Origin of the sequence: Vibrio sp. F13, assembly GCF_020806305.2 — a bacterium.
GTDB classification, from domain to species: domain Bacteria; phylum Pseudomonadota; class Gammaproteobacteria; order Enterobacterales; family Vibrionaceae; genus Vibrio; species Vibrio crassostreae_C.
Window position 1 is genome coordinate 1713005 of sequence record NZ_CP170176.1, and the last position, 20059, is coordinate 1733063.

Below are 20059 nucleotides of genomic sequence, written 5' to 3' on the forward strand. Positions count from 1 at the left end.
GTTACCAACCTCGATAACGATAGAGAAGAAAGATGAAATAAGGCGCGCCAATCACAGACGTGAGAACGCCTGCTGGCAATTCAATAGGTGGTTGTAGACCTCTGGCCAACCCATCAGCGCTGGTAACCAGAATTGCCCCCACCAGTGCAGATGCTGGGATTAACAATTTATGATTATGCCCAAACAACAAGCGTGCTAAGTGAGGTGCCAATAAACCCACAAAACTGATCGTTCCAGCAACAGAAACGCTAACACTGGCAAGCAATACAGCGGCCAATAACGCGAGAGCTTGAATCTGTTTTGGATTAGTGCCCAATGTGGTCGCACTTTCCTCGCCAAGCCCCATCACATCTAATCGCCACGCCAACCATAATGCCATGGGTAACAACAAGAGCAGCACGCTCCAAATAAACGGGACTTGCTGCCAGTTTCGTCCCCAAAGGCTGCCAGTAAGCCACACCATAGCCGTGTTGATCTCGATCGGGTTGGTAACCAGCAAGAAGTCAATACAACTGGCCAGAAACGCACTCACCGCAATACCAATCAGCGCCAATTTGGCGGGTGTTGGCCTTGACCACCATGCCAATACCGCAATCAGCCCTGCAGCCAATACCCCACCGAACATAGCTACAACAGGAAGCACACTGACTGGCGCATTGGGGAACCAAACTAAACTCGCTGTCGCAGCAAGGCCTGCCCCGGCGCTAATACCCATAAGATCAGGCGATGCTAACGGATTACGTATCACGCCTTGCACTAATACCCCTGAAAGCCCTAACCCTGCGCCCACGCTTATCGCGAGCAACATACGTGGTAGCCGATACTGATGGATAACAAAGTCGTCGCTGGAAAACGCGACCAAATGTTCGATGACTTGAGAAACAGAAAGCGAAGCTGCTCCGACAAACAAACCTGCGGATGCCACTAATATGAGAATCCCTGATAACAAAATTATCTTAGTGTGATGGTGCATTAAGATCTCCTCGTCGCAATCAAAATAAAACAAGGTGTTCCGAGCAAAGCAGTAATAACACCAACGGGTGTTTCAGTCGGGAAAGCAATCGCTCGCGACAGTGCATCTGACCAAGACACTAATGCTGCGCCTGCCAATGCTGAAATAGGAATCAGTAAATGATAATTGTGCCCAACAATAGGTCGAACCAAATGAGGCACTAACAATCCAACAAAGCCAATTGGCCCTGCGATAGCGACGCTTGCTCCGGCAAGCAACACGATCGTCAGTCCACTCACGAGGCGAGTAAACCTGATGTTGCTGCCCAACCCCACTGCAACTTCTTCGCCAAGTGCCAGTAAGTTGAGGTTGCGGGCAAGACTCATTGCCAACACCAAACCAATCACTACAGGCGGCCAAAGCTGTTGCCATTGCTCATCATCCACACTAGACAGTGAGCCAGTAAGCCAATGCAAGACGCTATAAGCCATGTCGTCAGCAAGAATCAGCGCCGCTCGTGTCAGTCCGAGCAATAACGCAGTAATGGCGATACCCGCGAGAACCAAACGTAACGGATGAGAACGTTCGGAGAAAAAACCACCGAGGAGCATAACGGCACCGCCGCTTAGCAATGCACCAAGAACCGCATTAAGGATTGGGTTTAAATCACTAACCACAGGTATGCCTATTGCAGCTAACGCCATAAAACAGGCTGCGCCAGCGTTAATGCCAAGAATCGACGGAGACGCGAGTGGATTGCGCGTCAAACCTTGCATCAATAACCCAGCGACGGCCAAACTCGCACCAATCAATAGCCCAGCACAAGTTCTTGGCGCTCTTAGCGTCGCCAATATTTGATGAGTCATGTTGCTTTCATCAAACGCAAACCAGTAGTGAATCAAGTCACTCAATGTTAAAGAGAAATTAGACCACCCAGTCATAGAGGCCGCGTAACCAGACAGTGCCAAACACGACACTAATGCCGTAAATAATATGACTCGCCACGACAGTATTGGCCAGAATCGCTTACTTTTAGAGAACGACATCGTACTCATGATGGGTCCAAGATCTGCTCAAGATTTTTCGCCATTTGTTCTGCCGCTAACATGCCTCGATTCAATGACCAAAGTGCTGGTGACACTTCTACAACTTGCTGATTTTTAGCAGAGGTTAGTACATTGAATAACGGATTTTTCTGCCAATCATCAACAATATTAGGATGAGAGTAAGCGCCAAGGAGCAACCAATCCGGATTGGTTTTCAACAACAACTCAAAACTGGTTGGTAAATATGCCTTCTCTGTTGGTTTCACAATAGGGCTCGCAATACCTAATGCGGTCAGCACGCCCCCTGCGTAAGATGCAGGGCTATGTAACCACATACCTTTATCCGACACGACAGCGAATTGGACGGTTTGTTTGAGCGAGAAATGACTTTTGAATTCAGCCATGGCGTGTTGATGTTGTTGAATTCGTTGTTCCATTGACGATTGCTTGTCGAGAGCGATGCCAATCTTGAGCGCAGACTCCAAATTCTCTTGATACGTCTCGCCGCGGCTTTTGAGCAGCAGAGTTGGTGCGATGCGTTGTAGATCTTGATAGACAGTACGATGACGCTCTGCATCTGCAATGATCAGGTCAGGCTTTAATACCGCAATGGCTTCTAGGCTAGGCTGAGAACGCATGCCAACTGATTCCCATGGTTGAACCAATTCGCGTACCGCCGGAATCACTCGCGAAGCATCATTGTCATCAGCAACACCAACAGGAGAAACCCCCACCGCAGCTAGCGCATCTACAAATGAGAACTCCAACACCACAATACGTTGCGGAGTAGTCGCTATCTCAAACTGACCCTGCTCATCTTGTATGACCCTGGTTTGTGCTGAACTGGAGAATGAAAACAAGCTTAAAACCAACAAAGCTAAGGTTATCGCTATCCTGCTGAATAAAAACTGCTTATTGAGTGACAGCAGTCCGTTCGACAGCATCAATTGATTCGAAAACAAAAGGCGAGAGTTGTTTTCCATATTTAATTTTCCTTAAACGCTAGAACCGTGAAAGTCGCCAAGAGTATTGGCGACTTTTATTCGTTATTACTTTCAATAAATTACGTATTAGAACTGATAATTCAGATCCAAAGTGTAAGAACGTCCTGGTGCTGGATAACGACCAACCGGGCTGGTATCAATACCGCGGAAGTAATAGTCCTCATCAAACAAGTTGTTCACCGCAAGGTTCATTCGCAGCTTACTGTTTTCATCCTTGTACAAATCCGAACCTAGGTTAAAGTTCCAGACCATGTAGGCAGGCACTTTACCTGTCGCGCCCGTTGCATCTTCGGCACTTGTATTCGCATTGTCAGAGTAAGACTCGCTGAAGTAGTAACCAGACAAAGTCGTATCTACCTTGCTAAAGGCGTAAGTCGCATCCCAGCTAAATTGGTGTTTAGACGTATAAGGGAGTTGATTACCTTTGTTTGCACCCTCTTCCTCTAACGTTGCATCTAAGTAGTTATAGCCAGCGCCCAAACTCAAAGCTTGCATCGCTTGAGGAATATAACGACCAGAGAGCTCAACACCTTGGTGAAGGGTTTTACCAATGTTATCGAAAGTTTGGGTAGCACTTTGCCATTGCAGCTGATCTTCAAAATCAATGCGGTAAAGTGCAATGTTAAAGCTGGTTGAATCTTGGTTGTAGCGAGCACCCAACTCGTAGTTCCACGCTAGCTCACTGCCCTCTTCACCCTTGCCTCGAATGTAAGCAATTTGTGGTGCACGCAAAGATTTCTGTGCATTAGTGTAACCAACCCATTGCTCTGTCAGGTGGTATGCCAAAGTTAAGCCCGGCAACCACTCCGTCACTTTGTTGTCTGTGCTTTGTGCTGTACCCAGATCATCAAACGTCATATCAATCGATTCGTAACGAATACCCGGCGTGACTTTCAGTACGTCATTGAACAGGCCGATTTCATTGCTGATGTAACCAGCAAAAGCGTCAGTATCTAAGTGCCAATCACGTGGGGTTGTTGTAGCACCACCAGCAATTGGCGTTTGAGTCAGCTTGTAATCGATATCTTCGTTGACGTAGCGTGCCCCAACAATCACATTTTGCGTTACGGTATTTCCGTCAAAGTACATCGCGAGTTTAGGTTCAACACCATAAACAGCAAATTCACGTGGTGACGTACGAATATCGGTTGATGGTAATGCCGGGTCCGCCCAGTGACCGCCAGCGCTGTTAAAGCCCCATTGGAAGAAACGCTCAGAACGGTGGCCAAACGTCAGTATTTCTAATTCGGCGCTATCTGCAATATTCAAGTCATGTAAATACTTCAGGCTCCAACGCGTTGAAGTGCCTTGATATTCATCGTATGGGCGCTTCGACTGAGTACGATCTTTTTCGTAATCATCTGGCGATAAAGCGCCCGGCATTTGGGTGTCGGCATCATAACGTTGAACGAAAGCTTGTAACTCTTGAGTATCGCTCAGTAACCATTGCAATTTCGCTTGGAAGTTTTTTACATCCGTGTCGGAGTGTTCACGGAAGCTCTCACCTTTTAAGAAGTTCCCCTCGACTTGAAGTGCCAGCGTATCGGTTAACCAACCACCCGTTCGCAGGTAAAAGTCGTTGAGCGGCGTATCGCCACCCTCGAATACAGTAAAGCGATTACTGATTTCCGTTTGCCACTCATGTGGAATAGGCTTGGTCACCAAGTTGATCACACCACCGACGTTGTTTGGTCCGTACTGAACCGCCGCACCGCCTCGCACAATATCAATACGATCAAGCATCGACAGCGTTGCAGGGAAAATTGATTGTCCTGTGTGACCATACGGCGCCAGTGTCAGAGGAACACCATCCATGAGGAATTGAGCGTGCCCACTGCGACTCGCTTTCAAACCACGCACTGAGATGTTAGGCAAAACACCGGTGCCCGTTTCGTCTTGAACCTTAATGCCCGGTACACTTTGGAAGGCAGAGTCAATCGAGAGTGCGCCAGTCTTTTTAATTTGTTCATTAGTCAGAACAGTACGAGCTCCCGGATACTCTTTCACATCCTCAAGTTCTGAATTACCGATCAAGCTGCCCGTCACGACAACCGTTTCCATGGTCGTCGTTTGTGGATCTGACGCGGCAAATGCGCCCATGGAAGTCACTGAAGCGATGGCCATTGCAAGGGCACTTAGACGCAACTTTTGATGTGATTGAGTACAGGGTTTACCATCCAAATTCTGGTAAGGCATGAAAATCTCCTAAATAGGCAAGTTAGGATCAAAGGCCATGTTTACGATTCAGCGCTTTGATCCTATGGGCTAAACGGCCTCAAAATGAAGCCAACTGTTCACTCACTCGTAGTGAACAAATCAATCGTTTTTAGAGTCGAACTAGCTCTTAGAAATGAACGAACTCTTAGAACTGAATTAGCTTTTAAAACTGATAGCCGTAGCTGAGCATAAATTCGGCTGGTGCTCCGTAACCAATCTGGTTAGTACCAGACGTGCCGTTGGTTGCGCCCAGAATGTATTTCTCATTAAGCACGTTGTAAGCATTCGCTTGAACTTTGTGACGACCCGTGGTGTACGCTGCCATCAAGTCAACCGTGGTGTAGTCACCCAGAGCTACCGCTTCATCATTACCCGCGTAACGGTCGCCTACGTATTTCACGCCACCACCTAAACGCCAGTTGTCATCTAACTGATAAGTGCTCCAAAGAGAGAACAAATGATCAGACACATCGTTTGGCTTTTTGCCTGTCTCTTTGTTCTCCGCGTCTAAATAGCTGTAGCCTACAGAAATGTCCCACTGCTCGGTAAACTGACCGCGAGCTTCTAATTCAATACCTTGGTGACGAGCTTCGATCTTGTTAACAACGTCTCCGTCTATATTGGTTTCAGGTTGTTCTTGATCGATTTGGAAGACCGCGGCATTCAGCATCAAAGCGTTATCTAATAGGTAAGCTTTTGCGCCAATTTCTTTTAGATCGGTGTGGAAGAATTCTGCTAATTTAGGGTTGATGTAGATACCTGAGTAAGGCAATTGCCATGAACGAGCTAAGCTTGCGTACACTGACATATCGTTGTTGATTCGGTAGACCAAACCACCGCGGTAGCTCACTTTGTCATCGTCTAGATTCTCTTTTGCTGAGCCCGCTTTTTGCTGTTCCAGCTCCATCGAGTCGTAACGCACATTGCCGATCACTGAAAGATCACCAAAGGTGTAAACGTCTTGAATGTATACACCTGTCGTCGTTGTCGTGTTATCACGGAAAGGTTTGAAACCCGGATCAGGTGTTGGGCCTGCTACAGGGTTGTAGATATCTTTTGGAGGTAAGGTTTTATCACTTGCGAGCGTTAAGTCGATATTGATCTGATTATAATCCGCACCGATCATCATTTGGTTCGAATCGGTTTCCCAAACTAGCTCAGATTGAAGAGTCGTCGTGGTACGAGGATCGTAACCGAAGTTATTTACAGTCTGAGATACTTCATTCCCAGTTACCGTCCCTTGGCGTGTACCCTTTTGCTCAAGCTCGATATGGTTGTATGCTGCGCGGTTTGTCCATGCCCATTCACTGTTCAAAAGCCATTCATAATTAACGCCAACACGAATGCTGTCCGACTCTTGATAGTCATTCGTACCACCGTAAAATGTGCTTTCCGAGACATCGACAGGCTTACCGTTTTTAGATGGAACACCACGATATGGCACCAACTCTTGGTGCGCATATTCTACATCGAGATCAATGGTATGCCCCTCAGCAGGCAATACACGAATGGTCGGTGCGATAAAGAAATCATTAGAGTCGACGTGATCTACATAGGAATCAGACTGTCGACTTTCCACGTTGATACGACCACTAACCTTGTCACTAAGCGCCATCGAGCTGTCAACCTGACCAACAAAAAGATTATTGCTGCCAACACTGCCGTTGACGTGTGTGAAATTATCACCGTTAGCACGCTTGGTGACCAAGTTGATGATACCGCCCGCAGAACCTCGGCCGTAAAGTGCGCCTGCAGGGCCCTTTACCACTTCGACACGTTCGATATTCGCTAGACTTCGGTACGATTGCAGAGTCCCGTCATCACGCATACCATCACGGTACATGTCGTTGAGCGCATCAAAACCACGAATCACAAATTGGTCTCGGCTTCCCTCACCCAAGGTATTGTTAACCCCTGCGACACCATCAAGTGCATCCACCAAACGTACAGCACCGCGGTCTTCCATTTCCGTCTTTGTGACCACCGATACTGCCTGCGGTACATCCAACCATTCGACATCCGTTTTGGTTCCTGACTGAGGCATATGCTCCGCGTAACCTTCGTACTGATGACCAATAACTTGTAGGGTTTCATCCACCGTTACTTCTTCTGCAGCCATTACATTCGACACGGTAGCCACTGCGGTTAATGCACCTCCAATAGCCAAAGCGAGAGGGGACAAGGCCAATCTAATGTTCATTTTCTAATTCCGTTTTAGTTTATAAAATAACAATATTGCGAATAAGAACAAATATCATTTATATTTGCAATATATATTTTTTGATCTATATTTGCTTTGCAATATGCAACACAACTAATGATATAAGAATCAATAAAAACAATAAGATAGAAAAATTCTCTTTCTTTTAACCCCGAAAGAGAGCACTTGAAAGCGAGTTGTGAGCAGGTGACAACAACGTTTTGGAAATTAGGAAAGCCCCATGAAATCTACGATAATCATCGTGAGTCACGTCGTGAATGATGCGATCACTCACGGCTTCGTGCCGACAGCAAAAGCGATGGGTCTCCACGTCATTTTGATCACAGACCACAAACTCAACCACTTAAAACTGGCAAATGAAGATGACCGCTTTAATCCCGATGAACTTTTGGAATGCGATGTCTTCAACCCTCTTGAACTCATCGAAATCATCACAGAACAAGAGCTAGAACCTCATGCTGTTTTCAGTAACAGCGACCACCTACAAACTTCCACCGCAATCTGTGCACAGTTCTTTGGTGTGCCTGCTAAAGATTGGAATGTGACTCTTAAGGCGAAAAACAAATACTTAACTCGTCAGGTTCTCAACGAAAAATCGTTACCTAATACTCAAAGTGTTTTGTTAAGTCGAGAGTGCGCTCCTGTATTCGATTTCGATTTTCCTGTCGTTGCGAAGCCCAAGGAAGGCGTGGCTAGTTTAGACGTGCAGCGCTGCGAGTCTGCAGCTGAGCTGGATAACTATTGCGATACGTTTTGGCAAAAGCACCCTACGACTCCCATTTTGGTTGAGGCGTTTTTACAAGGTCCGCTTATCACTGTCGAAACCATTGGCGACGGGGAAAATTTAGTCGCACTTGGTGGGTTCGATGTAGAACTCTCTGCGCCACCTTACTTCATCGAAACCGCTGCGAGTTGGAATGGTATTAACAGCGTGCACTACCGTGATGAATGTATACGTCAGCTTCAAGAATTCGGGGTGGGGTTTGGTGTCTGCCATAGCGAGTTCATCATCACAGATTCGGGGCCGGTGCTGGTCGAGATCAACTATCGAAGTATTGGTGATGGCCGGGAATTTTTGCTTGATAACCTCAGTGGCAGGAATTGGTTCAATACCATCTTAAATCTTCACTTGGGTCACAAACTTGATCCCACATTTCGCATTGATGGCAACGCCCATGTGCACTATGTAGTGGCGCAACAAAGCGGTTTGATTGAAGGGTCATCAACCTCTTTCATTCACCAAGAGGGCGATATTGTCACTCAGCAGCAAGTGCTTAAAAAGGTTGGTGAGACGTTCCAACAAAGTTTCTCCAACAAGGATTACCTAGCGAGAATTTCGGTCGTTTCCCCTTCTGGTCAAACTCTAGAACCCGCGCTGCAACAGGCAATCTCTCGCTTCAACCTAACATCAACAAACGAGGTAACAGCATGAATGAAAACGCGTTATACCTCACTCAACGCTTAGTCGATACTTGCTTGCGTGAAGATTTGTTTGGATTAGTTTCTCAAAGCCAATTTAAATCTCAGCTCCCGAGTACACTCAAGTTATCTTCTTATCCTCGTAATCAAATTTGGGCTATTTTTTCGGGTTCAGACTTTACACTCTACTTGCCCGTTACTCCGAGCTATTACATGCAGCGTTGGGTATACGGCCAAGCAGATGGCTCGAAAGGTGATGGTTGGTTCATCGAGAGAAATGGTGTCGTTGAAACCCAGCAGCACTATCAAGATTGGATAGAATTATTGAAAGCAAGTGCTCACGAAAGCTCGCATTCGTTATTAGATGGTTATTTGCAAGAACTCGAATGCGCAGAAAAACACAAAGGATTGTGTGATAGCGCCTTCAGCCAGCACTCGGAAGTACTGATGCTGCCGATTTCTCAACTAGAACGTTGGGAGCAAAAGCTATTACTTGCCGATCAAATCGCATCCTATCTTGACCACCCTTACTACCCGACAGCACGTGCTAAGTTCGGTTTAAGCGATCACGACCTAGAGCAATTCGCTCCAGAATTTGCACAAAGCTTTAAACTTCGTTGGCTCGCAATCGAAAAGTCACTCGTTACATTGACCAGTCCACAACCAGAATGTTGGCCAACGATGGAGCAAGTGGGTCTGCCCGCCGATTTTGCTCTTAGCCATGAGTTATTCCCCGCACACCCATTAACACTAAGAAGTCTTGATGGACTTCCTGATGGTGTCATTGAAGCGCCGGTTGCGTGTCTTGAGGTGACTCCTACCCTGTCAGTGCGCACTGTGGTCGTGAATCAAGCACCACAGACCCACATCAAAGTACCGCTGATCATGCGATCTTTAGGTACTAAAAACATTCGCCTAATCAAACCATCGACGCTCTATGATGGGCATTGGTTTGAACGTTTATTGACGCACTTAGAGCAAACAGATCAAGACTTACGTGGCACGCTTTTCCATTGTAATGAGAAACATGGCGGCCATGTTGGAGACGATAAAACCTTTGCTTACATTGTGCGTGAATACCCGCAGAGCTACTTCCAAGACAAAGCACTGGTGCCTGTGGCTGCGCTTGCCACTCCAATGCCCGATGAACGTTTATTCTTGGAACACCTCGCTGAACAGTATTATCAGCAAGATACGCTGACTTGGTTTAAAGATTACGTTGATCTGCTTTGCAAAGTGCACCTTACATTGTGGATTCGTTACGGTATTGCTTTGGAGTCTAACCAACAAAACGCCATCATTGCATTCAATGAGCAAGGCAAGATGACCTTAGCCATGAAAGACAACGATGCTGCGCGTATTTGGCCAGAGCGTTTCCAAACGTTTGAGCAACAATCGCCCGTAAAATGCGACCACCTTTTAGATCAACGCATCACTGTAGACAACGAGCTTGCTCTTGGTCAGATGTTTACCACGATTACTTTGCAGTTAGACATTGCCGCGATTGTCGAAGCAATGGCGACGAAAGGAATCGCCACGTCAGCTTATCTGTATGAAGTGGTCGCCAATAGCCTCTCCCAACAGCTTAGCCAGTTGGACAAACAAGGACACAACACCAAGCTCGCAAACGAGATGTTGTTTGAGTCACCCAACCTATACGCTAAGTATCTATTGAGCTCGGGTAGCTTGTTGTCTAAAGAGGCGTCTGGTGCAAGCGATATCAATAAATTTTATGGCTTGTCAGCACCGAACTTTTTATTGCTAACCAGCGAAGAAGCACAACACGCTTACCTTGAAGACATCAAGCAGAGTGTGAGTTAACCCATCATGACCAAACTCATCTATTGTGTACTTTTAAGCCACTTTATCGCCGCGTTTGCAGCCTTAGGAATGCCGCTGTTTTTGCCAATGGTATTGCCAACACTGGATGCAAACATTACTTCGGATTGGGCGGGGGTACTGTTCATTTTGCCGACCTTTTGCACTGCCGTTGCGGCACGCTTTTGGGGGCAGTTTGCTGATAAATATGGCAGACGTCGCTCTCTATTACGTGCTCAACTCGGGCTTGCAGCAGGCTTCGCGCTGTGTGGCTTAGCCGATAATCTCTCAATGTTTGTGTTTGGTCTTATCATTCAAGGAACCTTTGGTGGCACTATGGCCGCCTCAAACAGCTACTTATCCAGCCAAATCAACGATGCGAAATCACTCGGTAAGTCACTCAATAAAACTCAGCTTTCTGCCCGTCTGGCGCTAATTATTGCTCCGATAGGGCTTGGATGGAGCTTATCAGAAACAAACCCGCTGAACGCGTATCTGTGGTTGTCCGCTTTGCCGCTATTCGCGCTATTGATCACCTTAACATTACCCATCGATGACTTAGCGAAATCTAAGGAGATTGTAAAAGGTCAGGCATCGAATAAAGATCAATACAGCCAAACCAACTCGTTAAATACGCTTTATTGGGTCTTTGGCGCGCAGTTTAGCTTTGCTTTCGCCATGGTCGTCACGTTCCCCTATTTCTCGCCTTATGTGCAGCAATATGGTGTAACAAGCCAAGCGTGGATTGGGTTTTTATATGCCCTCCCACATGGTGTTTATCTGCTCTTTGCAGGGAAAGTTCATCTGTTTTCAGAATGGGTTGATCGCCACCAGTTTGAACGCAATCAAGCGCAGCGTACTTTATGGCTAGGCTTTGGTTTGCTTTCACTCAGTGCAGCAATGCATCTCACTCCTTATCAAGAAGTGTTGATTATTGCTCGTATTGTTTTCGGACTTGGCATGGTTTGCTGTTATCACGGCTTGCATCAAGCGTTAGCAAACCAAATTGATCGACGACAAAGCGGCAAAGTATTTTCGCGCTTTGACGCTATGTCTAAATGGGGTGGCGTTGCGGCTGGGTTGAGCGCGTCTTTTATATCAAGCTTGGGCTGGCTTGAGGTTCCTTTCATACTTTCTATGTTGGTCAGTGGCATTGCTGCTATCGCGCTGATCATCCATTCAAAATTTGGACATCAACATGTTACAGAATCAATTATCTCCAAGTGAGTATTACGCTGAAGACCAAGCTCTTCAAAATCGTAAAAAAGTACTGCTAAACCGAGAAAAAGCCCAACTCAATACCATCATGGGCGTGGTGAACTGTTACTTACGTGAATACGCGATACCCAATGAACAGGTTAATTGGCGCTACAGTTCTGCCTCTCTGCCTCAAACTTTGAAAAGAAACTACAACGCTAACCGGCGCGTGGCCATTCACCTACCTCACCAAGATCAACCTCAGAAAAATGGTCTGATGGTTTTACCCGTTGAGTACATCAGTAAACTGGGGAAAGTGAAGCTCAGTGATACACCTTGGGCTAAAATGCCCGGCGCAGCTTGGTGCAAATTGGACGCAACGCAAACCCTGACGCTTCTACTCAGTTACCTAAAACAAGTGCTGACGATTCCATTCAATTACGAACTGGTCGAGCAAATGGAAAACAGTTTGTTGATCACCGAACAGTTCCTAAACTCAGACAGCTCACCTCAGCATCACAACGCGTTTATCGCATCAGAGCAATCGTTACTTTGGGGACATACTTTTCATCCAACGCCAAAGAGTCGTTCAGGTGTCAGTATCGATGATCTGCTAGCGTGTTCCCCTGAGGTTGGCGCTAAAGTTCCTCTCTATTGGTTTAAGGTCGACACCACGTTGCTTGATGTCTTGAGTTCAGATGACCGAACCTCACCAACGACCATGCTTGAACAACTTGCACGTGATGAAAACAATTCAGCAGGTACCATGCTTTACCCTTGTCACCCTTGGGAAAGTTACACACTTTTGCAAAACCCAGTGGTCAAAACGGCCATTGAACAAGGCAAAATCATCCCGCTTGGATTAGGTGGTGAAAAACTCTTACCCACTTCATCCGTGCGCACTCTGTACCACCCAGATATGGATTGGTTTGCTAAGTTCTCTATCAATGTACGTTTAACTAACTGCGTACGTAAAAACGCATGGTATGAGCTCGATAGTGCCGTTCAATTAACCTCGATTCTGCATCCCATCAAAGAGAGTGAACAGTTACGTAATCCTGTATTCAAGGTAATGACTGAACCTTACGCGACCACATTGGATCTAGAGTCGGTTGCCGAGCAGGAACAAACTGATGTTATTAAAGCTCGCGAGTCGTTTGGTATTTTGTATCGAGAGAATTTCACCTTAAGCGAAACCGATATTTTGCAACCAACCTTAGCGGGTGCCCTCTTTGCTTACGATACAGACGGGAACAGTTGCATCGCCACTCAACTCAAACAAAAAGCGCAAACAACACAATCCCAATATGAAAATGTCGCCACGCTGTGGTTTGAGCGCTATCTGTATTGTTTGATTCCGGGCGTCTTTAACTACTACTTCAAACATGGGGTTGCGTTTGAACCGCACTTACAAAATACGTTGATTGGATTTGAAAAAGGCATGCCTTGCTGTGTATGGATTCGAGACTTAGAAGGTACCAAGCTACTACGCGAGTTTTGGCCATCAGAAACACTTCAGCAACTTTCAGAGCGTGCTCGTCAATCGGTGTACTACAGCCGTGAGCAAGGTTGGAACCGTATTGGCTATTGCACCTTCATTAACAATATCAGCGAGGCCATTTTCTTTATCGCTGAGGGTAACTCGGCACTTGAGAATACGTTATGGGGAACTTTAAAAGACGCTATCGTCCGCTGGCAGTCTATCAATGGTCAGCAACCCGAATTGATGTCATTGCTTAACGATGGTCATTTCCCAAGCAAAAATAACTTCACAACACGTTTGATGCAAAATGCCGATAAAGAGTCCGGTTACACCCAAGTTGCAGCACCGTGGCCAACTCATTCAAAAGGAGTTCACCATGCTTAATTCTCCTCAACTTTCAGCCTCTATCCATCAAGAAATCCAGCAATTGGCCAAGCAACAAACGCAACCATTATGTGCTTATCTTTATGATCTCGATGCATTGGAGCAGCACATTAAGCAGATGCGCCATGTATTGCCAAAAAACGTAGAGCTATTTTACGCCGCGAAAGCGAATCCTTCAGAGCCGATATTACGCACTTTAGCCCCTTATGTTGATGGTTTTGAAGCAGCATCAGGCGGAGAGCTTACACACCTCCACCAGCAACAACTCAATAAACCACTGATCTTTGGTGGCCCGGGGAAAATGCTAAGTGAACTGGAGCAAGCAATTGAACTCGATGTTGATGCGATTCATGTAGAGAGCCTCACTGAATTGCAACGCATTGGTTCTTTAACACAAAAGTTGAACCGACCTGCTTCGATCTTCCTGCGTATGAACATAGACATTGGTGACATCACACTTAGCAAATTAGCCATGGGAGGAAAGCCAACCCCGTTTGGCCTAGATGAGAGTGAGTTAAGTAATGCCTTGATGTACCTACGCGATTTCCCCTTAATAAAACTGAAAGGCTTTCACTTCCATTTGATGTCACATCAACTCGACGTTGATCGCCACCTCGCCTTGATGCAACGCTATTTCCAAGTGGTCAAAGAGTGGAAAAAAACGTTCTCACTCGATGAGTTGATCATCAACCTCGGTGGTGGCATGGGGATCAATTACCAAAACCCTAAACAACATTTTCCTTGGATGGAGTTTTGCGACAAATTGGAGTTCCTGATTTCCAAGGAACATTTACAAGATTGGAAGCTGCGTTTTGAATGTGGCCGCTACATCTCTGCACCTTGTGGCTATTACGTAATGGAGGTATTGGATATTAAACAAAATCTTGGCGAGCATTTTTTGATTGCCCGTGGTGGCACGCATCATTTCCGAACTCCGGCAGCGCAAAGCCATGACCACCCTTTTGCAATCGTGAAAAGTAATCAGCAACCCACTATTTCAAACCCAATAGACCAGACTACAGCGACACTAGTTGGTCAGTTGTGCACCCCAAAAGATGTTCTTGCACGGAATCAAAATATCGATCACATCGACATCGGCGACTATGTGGTGTTCACTCTAGCAGGCGCTTATGCATGGAATATTTCGCATCAAAACTTCTTAATGCATGAACCTCCAGTGTTTCATTATTTCTAAGCGTCCCGTTGTGCTCTATGATTTCTAACTGATAGTTTGAGTTGAAACTCCATAGAGCCAGCTAAAGACACTAAATATAAAAGGCACTCAATAAAAAGGCACCAAATAAAAAGGCGTTAGTAAACTCAAGTCTACTAACGCCTTTCTTCTGTTTATCTTAGCCCTTTTGCAAAACAGCTGCAGTGATTGAGTAACCGACTTCCCACTGTGATCGTAATGCAGAACCAAACCGTAGTTAATTCAAATACAAGCACTTAGCATTTTTCATCGACTGCGCAGCAGGAGTGGTACATGGATAACAGAATCACCATTTTAGAGTTTCTCAGAGTGTTCGATTGCATTCGCTCTTCGGGCAAGCAATTGGACAGCAAGTATCAATTGGGCGAGATGGTAGCGTGGCACGATTACGATGGTTACACCTGTTGGCTGAGCTACCGAGACGTTACGGTAATCCTGATGTTCCACGGTTCATTGAAGATCGAATATGACAAAGCATCGAACTATGAAGATTTCATCAACCGTTGTTTAGCTATGCTTGAAACTGAACCTTCTTCATAAGTTATTCATCGCTATCGAGTAAACAACGCTGAGCCTACGGGGAAGAGCGGAGAAATTCATGAACGGAACCCATTGTAAAATGCGGTTACCCCTTAGGTTAACCACACCTTTACTCCTTCTACTCAGCCTACATTCGTTAAATCTTAAGGCAGATGCAACAGGGACAAACATGATCGACTTTACACAAGCGAGTGAGCATCAAAACTGGACAGTGACCAACGACGATGTAATGGGTGGCATCTCAACAGGTGAGCTCATTTATCTTGATAATATGAGTCGATTTAGGGGTGAGCTATCGTTAGAAAATAATGGGGGTTTCAGTTCTGTAAAGCGCTCCATTGAATCACTGGCCCATGAAATAGATAGCGTAGAACTAGTATTCGTTGGTGATGGTCGCACCTACCAACTGAGGTTCACAAAATCGAAGGACGGCCATCGAGTTCAATACAAGCACTATTTTGATACCATTAAGGGACAGCAGCTTAGCAAAGTGTTCCACTTCAATGATTTTCAAGCGGTGTTCAGAGGTAGACTACTAAGCGATGCACCGGAACTTAAGGCACGAGACATCAAACAAATCGGCTTTTTGATTGCAGACAAACAGCCATCGCCTTTTGAGCTAGACCTAATACAGCTTCACTTCAAAACATCGCAACCTATCAGGTCACCAGAGGCTGACTAAACTGAAAACAAACAGACAAACAAACAAACAAACAAACAAACAAAAGCCCCCGATACCTTTTGACTAGCAATAAGATATCAGGGGCTTCTTCTATTTAAACCGTCAACGATTCAAAACAACAGCGGATTAATACATCAGCAATTAGTATTTGATGGCTGTTTTACCAATCGAGGCACTGCTTTCAATACGTTGGTGTGCATCTTTAATTGTATCCACACTAAAGCCATTTAGGGTCGTGGTTAGCGTCGTTTTAATACGGCCCGCATCAATCAGATTCGCGGCTTGGAATAGGATGTCTTGCTGCTTCTGGATATCTTCAGTGTTAAACAGTGAACGTGTAAACATCAGTTCCCAAACAAAGCCTGCTGATTTACCTTGCAGCGCCGATAAGTCAATGCCACCATCAAATTCAACAATCGAACTGATCATGCCTTGCGGTGCAATCAGCTCAACCATCGATTCCCAGTGCCCTTTGGTATCAGCGACATTGAAGATGTAGTCGACATGCTGAATGCCTTGCTCTCGCACTGATTCTACAAGGTTACGGTGGTTCACCACATGATCCGCCCCCATATCCCTTACCCATTGTTCCGTTTTAGGTCTTGAAGCTGTTGCGATAACATTTAAGTTGGTCAGCTGCTTAGCCAGTTGAATCGTAATTGAACCTACACCGCCTGCTCCACCAATGATCAGGATAGACTTTTTCTCTTCAGGACGAACACGCAGGCGGTCAAACAACGCTTCCCATGCAGTTAGTGTTGCTAGTGGCATAACGGCTGCAGCTTCATCAGAAAGGCTCTTAGGCGCTTTAGCGGTAATACGGTAGTCCACAGCTTGGAATTCTGCGTTAGCACCCATACGTGTTACGTCACCCGCATAGTACACACGGTCACCGACTTCGAAGCCTTCAACGTCAGCACCTTTGCCAACAACTTCGCCGACTGCGTCATAGCCCAGCACTTTTGGCTGCTCAAGAGTTTTGTCTTTGGCATTACGAATACGAATTTTTGCGTCAGCAGGGTTAATAGAAGTCGCGCTCACTTTTACCAGCAAGTCATTATTTTTTAGTTCTGGCAGACTCGTTTCAAACTCAAATAAACTGTGTTGCTCTGTAATCGCAAGTGATTGAGTAAATCCGATAGCTTTCATTTTTGATGGTACTGACATTGTGCTTTCTCCTTGAATTAGACGAGTTAATCTTAGTCAATTCTCACTCTAGATAAACCGCCTAATATTTGAATGATTCTCAAATATTTTTTGATAATGGTGTTACCGCTATCTGGGTAATGCAGACATCTAACTGCATTGCCAACGGCTTAGAGGTTAAATAAGGCCTTTCTCAATCAACCAATCATGTGTTACTTGATCTTGTGGTTTACCTTCACGGCAAACTTTGTAATCCAGCTCTGCGATGATGTCGTTCGAGAAACGTAGGGAATCCAACTTCTGAATCTGTTGCTCGCTGAACAGATGCTTCTTGTCATCTCTTAAAAGAAGTACCGCTCTATCAACAATTCCGAGTAAGCCTTTTGGCTCTTTGAGCTCACGAATATCGTAACGATAGTGCAAAAACTGAGGTTTCCACAGTGGCACTACCACCCACTCTTTGTTTACCACTGCACTTTCAAAGGCACTGAAACAATCGTCTTCACTGCCAGGAAAGAACTGGTAGCCGGCATCGCTCAGGCCATAGTCTTTCATCATCTGGATAGAGAAGCGTGTGATGCCAGCGCCAGGGTTGATGCCTTGGATGGTCGAGTTCATTTTCTCGACCACTTCGGCTTTTAATAAATCAGAGACTTCAGAAACCGCCGCTTCAGGCACATAGTCTGGTACGCCCCACAAGGCATAAGGTTCATAATGAAGCCCAAGCTCGATAAGCGGCTCAACTTCTTCAACGCCCACTTTGTAGATACCGTGACTTGATGGCAACCACGCAGAAGAAAGCATATCCACTTGGCCTGTTTTCAGCTTTTCAAAGTTCTCCTGATGTGGAGAGAAAATGCGCTCTACCTCAAAGCCCATGGCTTTCAATACATTGGCAACCAATGATGCGGTCGTACGGTGGAACGACAAATCCGTTACACCCATTATGATTTTCTTAGTCATCTTATCCCCTAGATTGTAGGCTTCGTCCATACGATGTGTACTGCGCTACGTTGTCGATATGGGAAATGATAGTGAGAAAATTACTAATGAAAAACAGCCTCACATTTGAATTATTATCAAATTAATTTTGACAATTAAGTGTTTGAAGCTAACTTAGAAGCGATAAGCAGAGATAACCCATCTGCAGATTGTGATGGGGAAATATCCCAACACCATGTTAGAACATAATTCAATACAGGTAGATAATATGCTTCTTGAAGACTTACAGGTCATTTTGAAAGTGGCGGAGTTTCGTAGTATCACCGCAGCAGCCACCAACCTAGACATGCGTACGGCTACCGCAAGCGCTGCCGTCAAACGTGTTGAAGCGGCTCTGGGGGCGGAATTGTTTGTAAGAACCACGCGCCACCTAAGGCTCTCTTCAGCAGGCGAACGCTATTTACCTGATTGTGAACAAGCCTTAAAAATGTTGGAGCAAGCGAAACTCAACATGAGAGAAGAGCTTGGTATTGTTGACGGTGAAATTCGCATCGCGCTTTCTTCTGATCTAGGACGAAACCTAATCACACCTTGGTTAGATGAGTTCTTGCTTGAATACCCAAAGGCGACGCTTCGTACTAGCATCAGCGATAGCAATATCGACTTCTACCGAGATTCCGTCGATATGGCGCTGCGTTATGGCTCCCCGACTGATGCCAACATGTATGGCTTTAAAATCTGCGATGTACCCAGAATATTGTGTGCGGCCCCTGAATACTTGGCTGAAATGGGAACACCAAAACACCCGAGTGACTTAACTCAACACAATGGTTTGCTCTACCAACTTCATGACATATTGCAAGACGAGTGGATATTCAACGATGGCACTCAAGATCATAAAGTGAAACTAAAAGGGAACCGAGCTTCGAACGACGCTGACCTTGTAAGACGTTGGTGTATCGCGGGTAGAGGAGTGGCAATAAAATCTTGTCTAGACATGTCACGTCATCTGCTTTCAGGCGAAGTGGTTAAAGTCATGCCTGAGTTTAAGCCGACCCCTACCGAGCTGTGGTTAGTGTGTCCAAGTCGTCAATCCATCACCCCGACAGTGCGACTACTGAGAGATTTATTCAGAGAGAAGACCGCGGAGATCCTTTCGCAACTTAGTGAGCAAGGCATTATAGAAAGCAAAATATCATAGGATCTAATGCAGCTTAGAGATAAGAAGTAGAGATACAAAAAAGGCGTTAGCGAACTTCAATTCGCTAACGCCTTTAATCATTTGAACATCATATGGGTATGATGAACATACTAACTTTATTGCAAGTACTTGGTTTAATAACCTTAATACAAGAGTTTAGTTTGACTCGTCTTCAACAACGTCACAGCCTGCACAGCACTGAAGAGCAATTTCATGTTCGAAGGTGATGGTGTCTTCGCCTTCTTCCAGTAGCTCTGCGATTTCATCCGCGACTTCTTTCTCATCATCCGCTTCAATTTCGCTTGCTAGCTCTTCTTCTGAATAACCGAAGAAGTTAAGCAATAAGTACTCACGAGCTTCCTCTTTAGTACATACCACGTTTGCTGAAAGATCAGGTGTAATCTCACCTTGCGCAAGCGTTGCTGTCAGTTGAGCTATCACATCTTCTTTCATCGCAGGCGTTAACCAACCAAGATCAGTACTTACCGACGTTTTTTTACAGTCGAAGCAAGGCAGTTGATGAAAATAGTATTGAAAGGTAGTCATAAGTAATTTCTTCTTTAAATGTTGTATAGCGAGATTATGCGCGTTTTG

The 20059-nt window shown here is 45.6% G+C and carries 16 protein-coding genes; 8 read left to right on the forward strand and 8 right to left on the reverse strand.

The annotated features are described in order from the left end of the window. Window position 1 precedes the first annotated feature (1 nt). The 5 genes from LMH68_RS22440 to LMH68_RS22460 all read right to left on the reverse strand — a co-directional run bounded on the left by LMH68_RS22440 (window position 2) and on the right by LMH68_RS22460 (window position 7419). Window positions 2-973, reverse strand: coding sequence for a FecCD family ABC transporter permease (locus LMH68_RS22440; protein WP_017064389.1), 972 nt, complete (start codon window positions 971-973; stop codon window positions 2-4). Further along, entirely contained in the window at window positions 973-2007 is a 1035-nt protein-coding gene (locus LMH68_RS22445; RefSeq protein WP_029235209.1) for a FecCD family ABC transporter permease, read from the reverse strand. Before LMH68_RS22445 ends, LMH68_RS22440 begins: the two co-directional genes overlap by 1 nt. Further along, the gene (locus LMH68_RS22450) at window positions 2004-2981 is read right to left on the reverse strand and encodes a Fe(3+) dicitrate ABC transporter substrate-binding protein (RefSeq protein WP_017064387.1); all 978 of its coding nucleotides are present in this window, start codon (window positions 2979-2981) and stop codon (window positions 2004-2006) included. Before LMH68_RS22450 ends, LMH68_RS22445 begins: the two co-directional genes overlap by 4 nt. Before the next feature lie 87 nt (window positions 2982-3068). Next, a complete protein-coding gene (locus LMH68_RS22455) occupies window positions 3069-5198 on the reverse strand; it encodes a TonB-dependent receptor family protein (RefSeq protein WP_102444282.1) in 2130 nt (709 codons plus the stop codon). Window positions 5199-5382: 184 nt separating this feature from the next. Beyond that, on the reverse strand, window positions 5383-7419 hold the full coding sequence (locus tag LMH68_RS22460) for a TonB-dependent receptor (protein ID WP_017081965.1): 2037 nt from the start codon (window positions 7417-7419) through the stop codon (window positions 5383-5385). A 241-nt stretch (window positions 7420-7660) separates the two neighbouring features. On the opposite strand from LMH68_RS22460, the gene LMH68_RS22465 reads away from it, so the two are divergent. From LMH68_RS22465 to LMH68_RS22495, 7 genes are all read left to right on the forward strand, one after another. Continuing rightward, complete coding sequence (locus LMH68_RS22465) at window positions 7661-8872, forward strand: ATP-grasp domain-containing protein (protein WP_229647344.1); 1212 nt, start codon at window positions 7661-7663, stop codon at window positions 8870-8872. After that, the gene (locus LMH68_RS22470) at window positions 8869-10680 is read left to right on the forward strand and encodes an IucA/IucC family protein (RefSeq protein WP_229647345.1); all 1812 of its coding nucleotides are present in this window, start codon (window positions 8869-8871) and stop codon (window positions 10678-10680) included. Before LMH68_RS22465 ends, LMH68_RS22470 begins: the two co-directional genes overlap by 4 nt. A gap of 6 nt (window positions 10681-10686) precedes the next feature. Continuing rightward, window positions 10687-11904 carry an MFS transporter gene (locus LMH68_RS22475; RefSeq protein WP_229647346.1) on the forward strand — a complete coding sequence of 406 codons (1218 nt, stop codon included), beginning with the start codon at window positions 10687-10689 and terminating at the stop codon, window positions 11902-11904. After that, on the forward strand, window positions 11876-13741 hold the full coding sequence (locus LMH68_RS22480; RefSeq protein ID WP_229647347.1) for an IucA/IucC family protein: 1866 nt from the start codon (window positions 11876-11878) through the stop codon (window positions 13739-13741). The genes LMH68_RS22475 and LMH68_RS22480 overlap by 29 nt, the downstream gene beginning before the upstream one ends. Continuing rightward, window positions 13734-14936 (forward strand): type III PLP-dependent enzyme, encoded by a 1203-nt coding sequence (locus LMH68_RS22485; protein WP_229647348.1) that lies wholly within the window; start codon window positions 13734-13736, stop codon window positions 14934-14936. Before LMH68_RS22480 ends, LMH68_RS22485 begins: the two co-directional genes overlap by 8 nt. A gap of 291 nt (window positions 14937-15227) precedes the next feature. Next, window positions 15228-15494: a DUF3081 domain-containing protein gene (locus tag LMH68_RS22490; protein ID WP_229647349.1), complete on the forward strand. Its 267-nt coding sequence runs from the start codon at window positions 15228-15230 to the stop codon at window positions 15492-15494. A 58-nt stretch (window positions 15495-15552) separates the two neighbouring features. Then, a complete protein-coding gene (locus tag LMH68_RS22495) occupies window positions 15553-16176 on the forward strand; it encodes a CIA30 family protein (RefSeq protein WP_229647350.1) in 624 nt (207 codons plus the stop codon). A gap of 141 nt (window positions 16177-16317) precedes the next feature. Here LMH68_RS22495 and LMH68_RS22500 read toward each other — a convergent pair whose 3' ends face one another. After that, complete coding sequence (locus LMH68_RS22500; RefSeq protein ID WP_229647351.1) at window positions 16318-17343, reverse strand: zinc-binding alcohol dehydrogenase family protein; 1026 nt, start codon at window positions 17341-17343, stop codon at window positions 16318-16320. Between the two features lie 156 nt (window positions 17344-17499). Then, window positions 17500-18267 (reverse strand): glycine betaine ABC transporter substrate-binding protein, encoded by a 768-nt coding sequence (locus LMH68_RS22505; protein ID WP_102333934.1) that lies wholly within the window; start codon window positions 18265-18267, stop codon window positions 17500-17502. 265 nt (window positions 18268-18532) lie between these two features. On the opposite strand from LMH68_RS22505, the gene LMH68_RS22510 reads away from it, so the two are divergent. Next, on the forward strand, window positions 18533-19465 hold the full coding sequence (locus tag LMH68_RS22510; protein ID WP_229647352.1) for a LysR family transcriptional regulator: 933 nt from the start codon (window positions 18533-18535) through the stop codon (window positions 19463-19465). Window positions 19466-19621: 156 nt separating this feature from the next. Here the strand turns inward: LMH68_RS22510 and LMH68_RS22515 are convergent, their stop codons facing one another. After that, window positions 19622-20011, reverse strand: a complete 390-nt coding sequence (locus tag LMH68_RS22515; RefSeq protein ID WP_017077452.1) for a hypothetical protein — start codon at window positions 20009-20011, stop codon at window positions 19622-19624. Window positions 20012-20059: the final 48 nt, after the last annotated feature.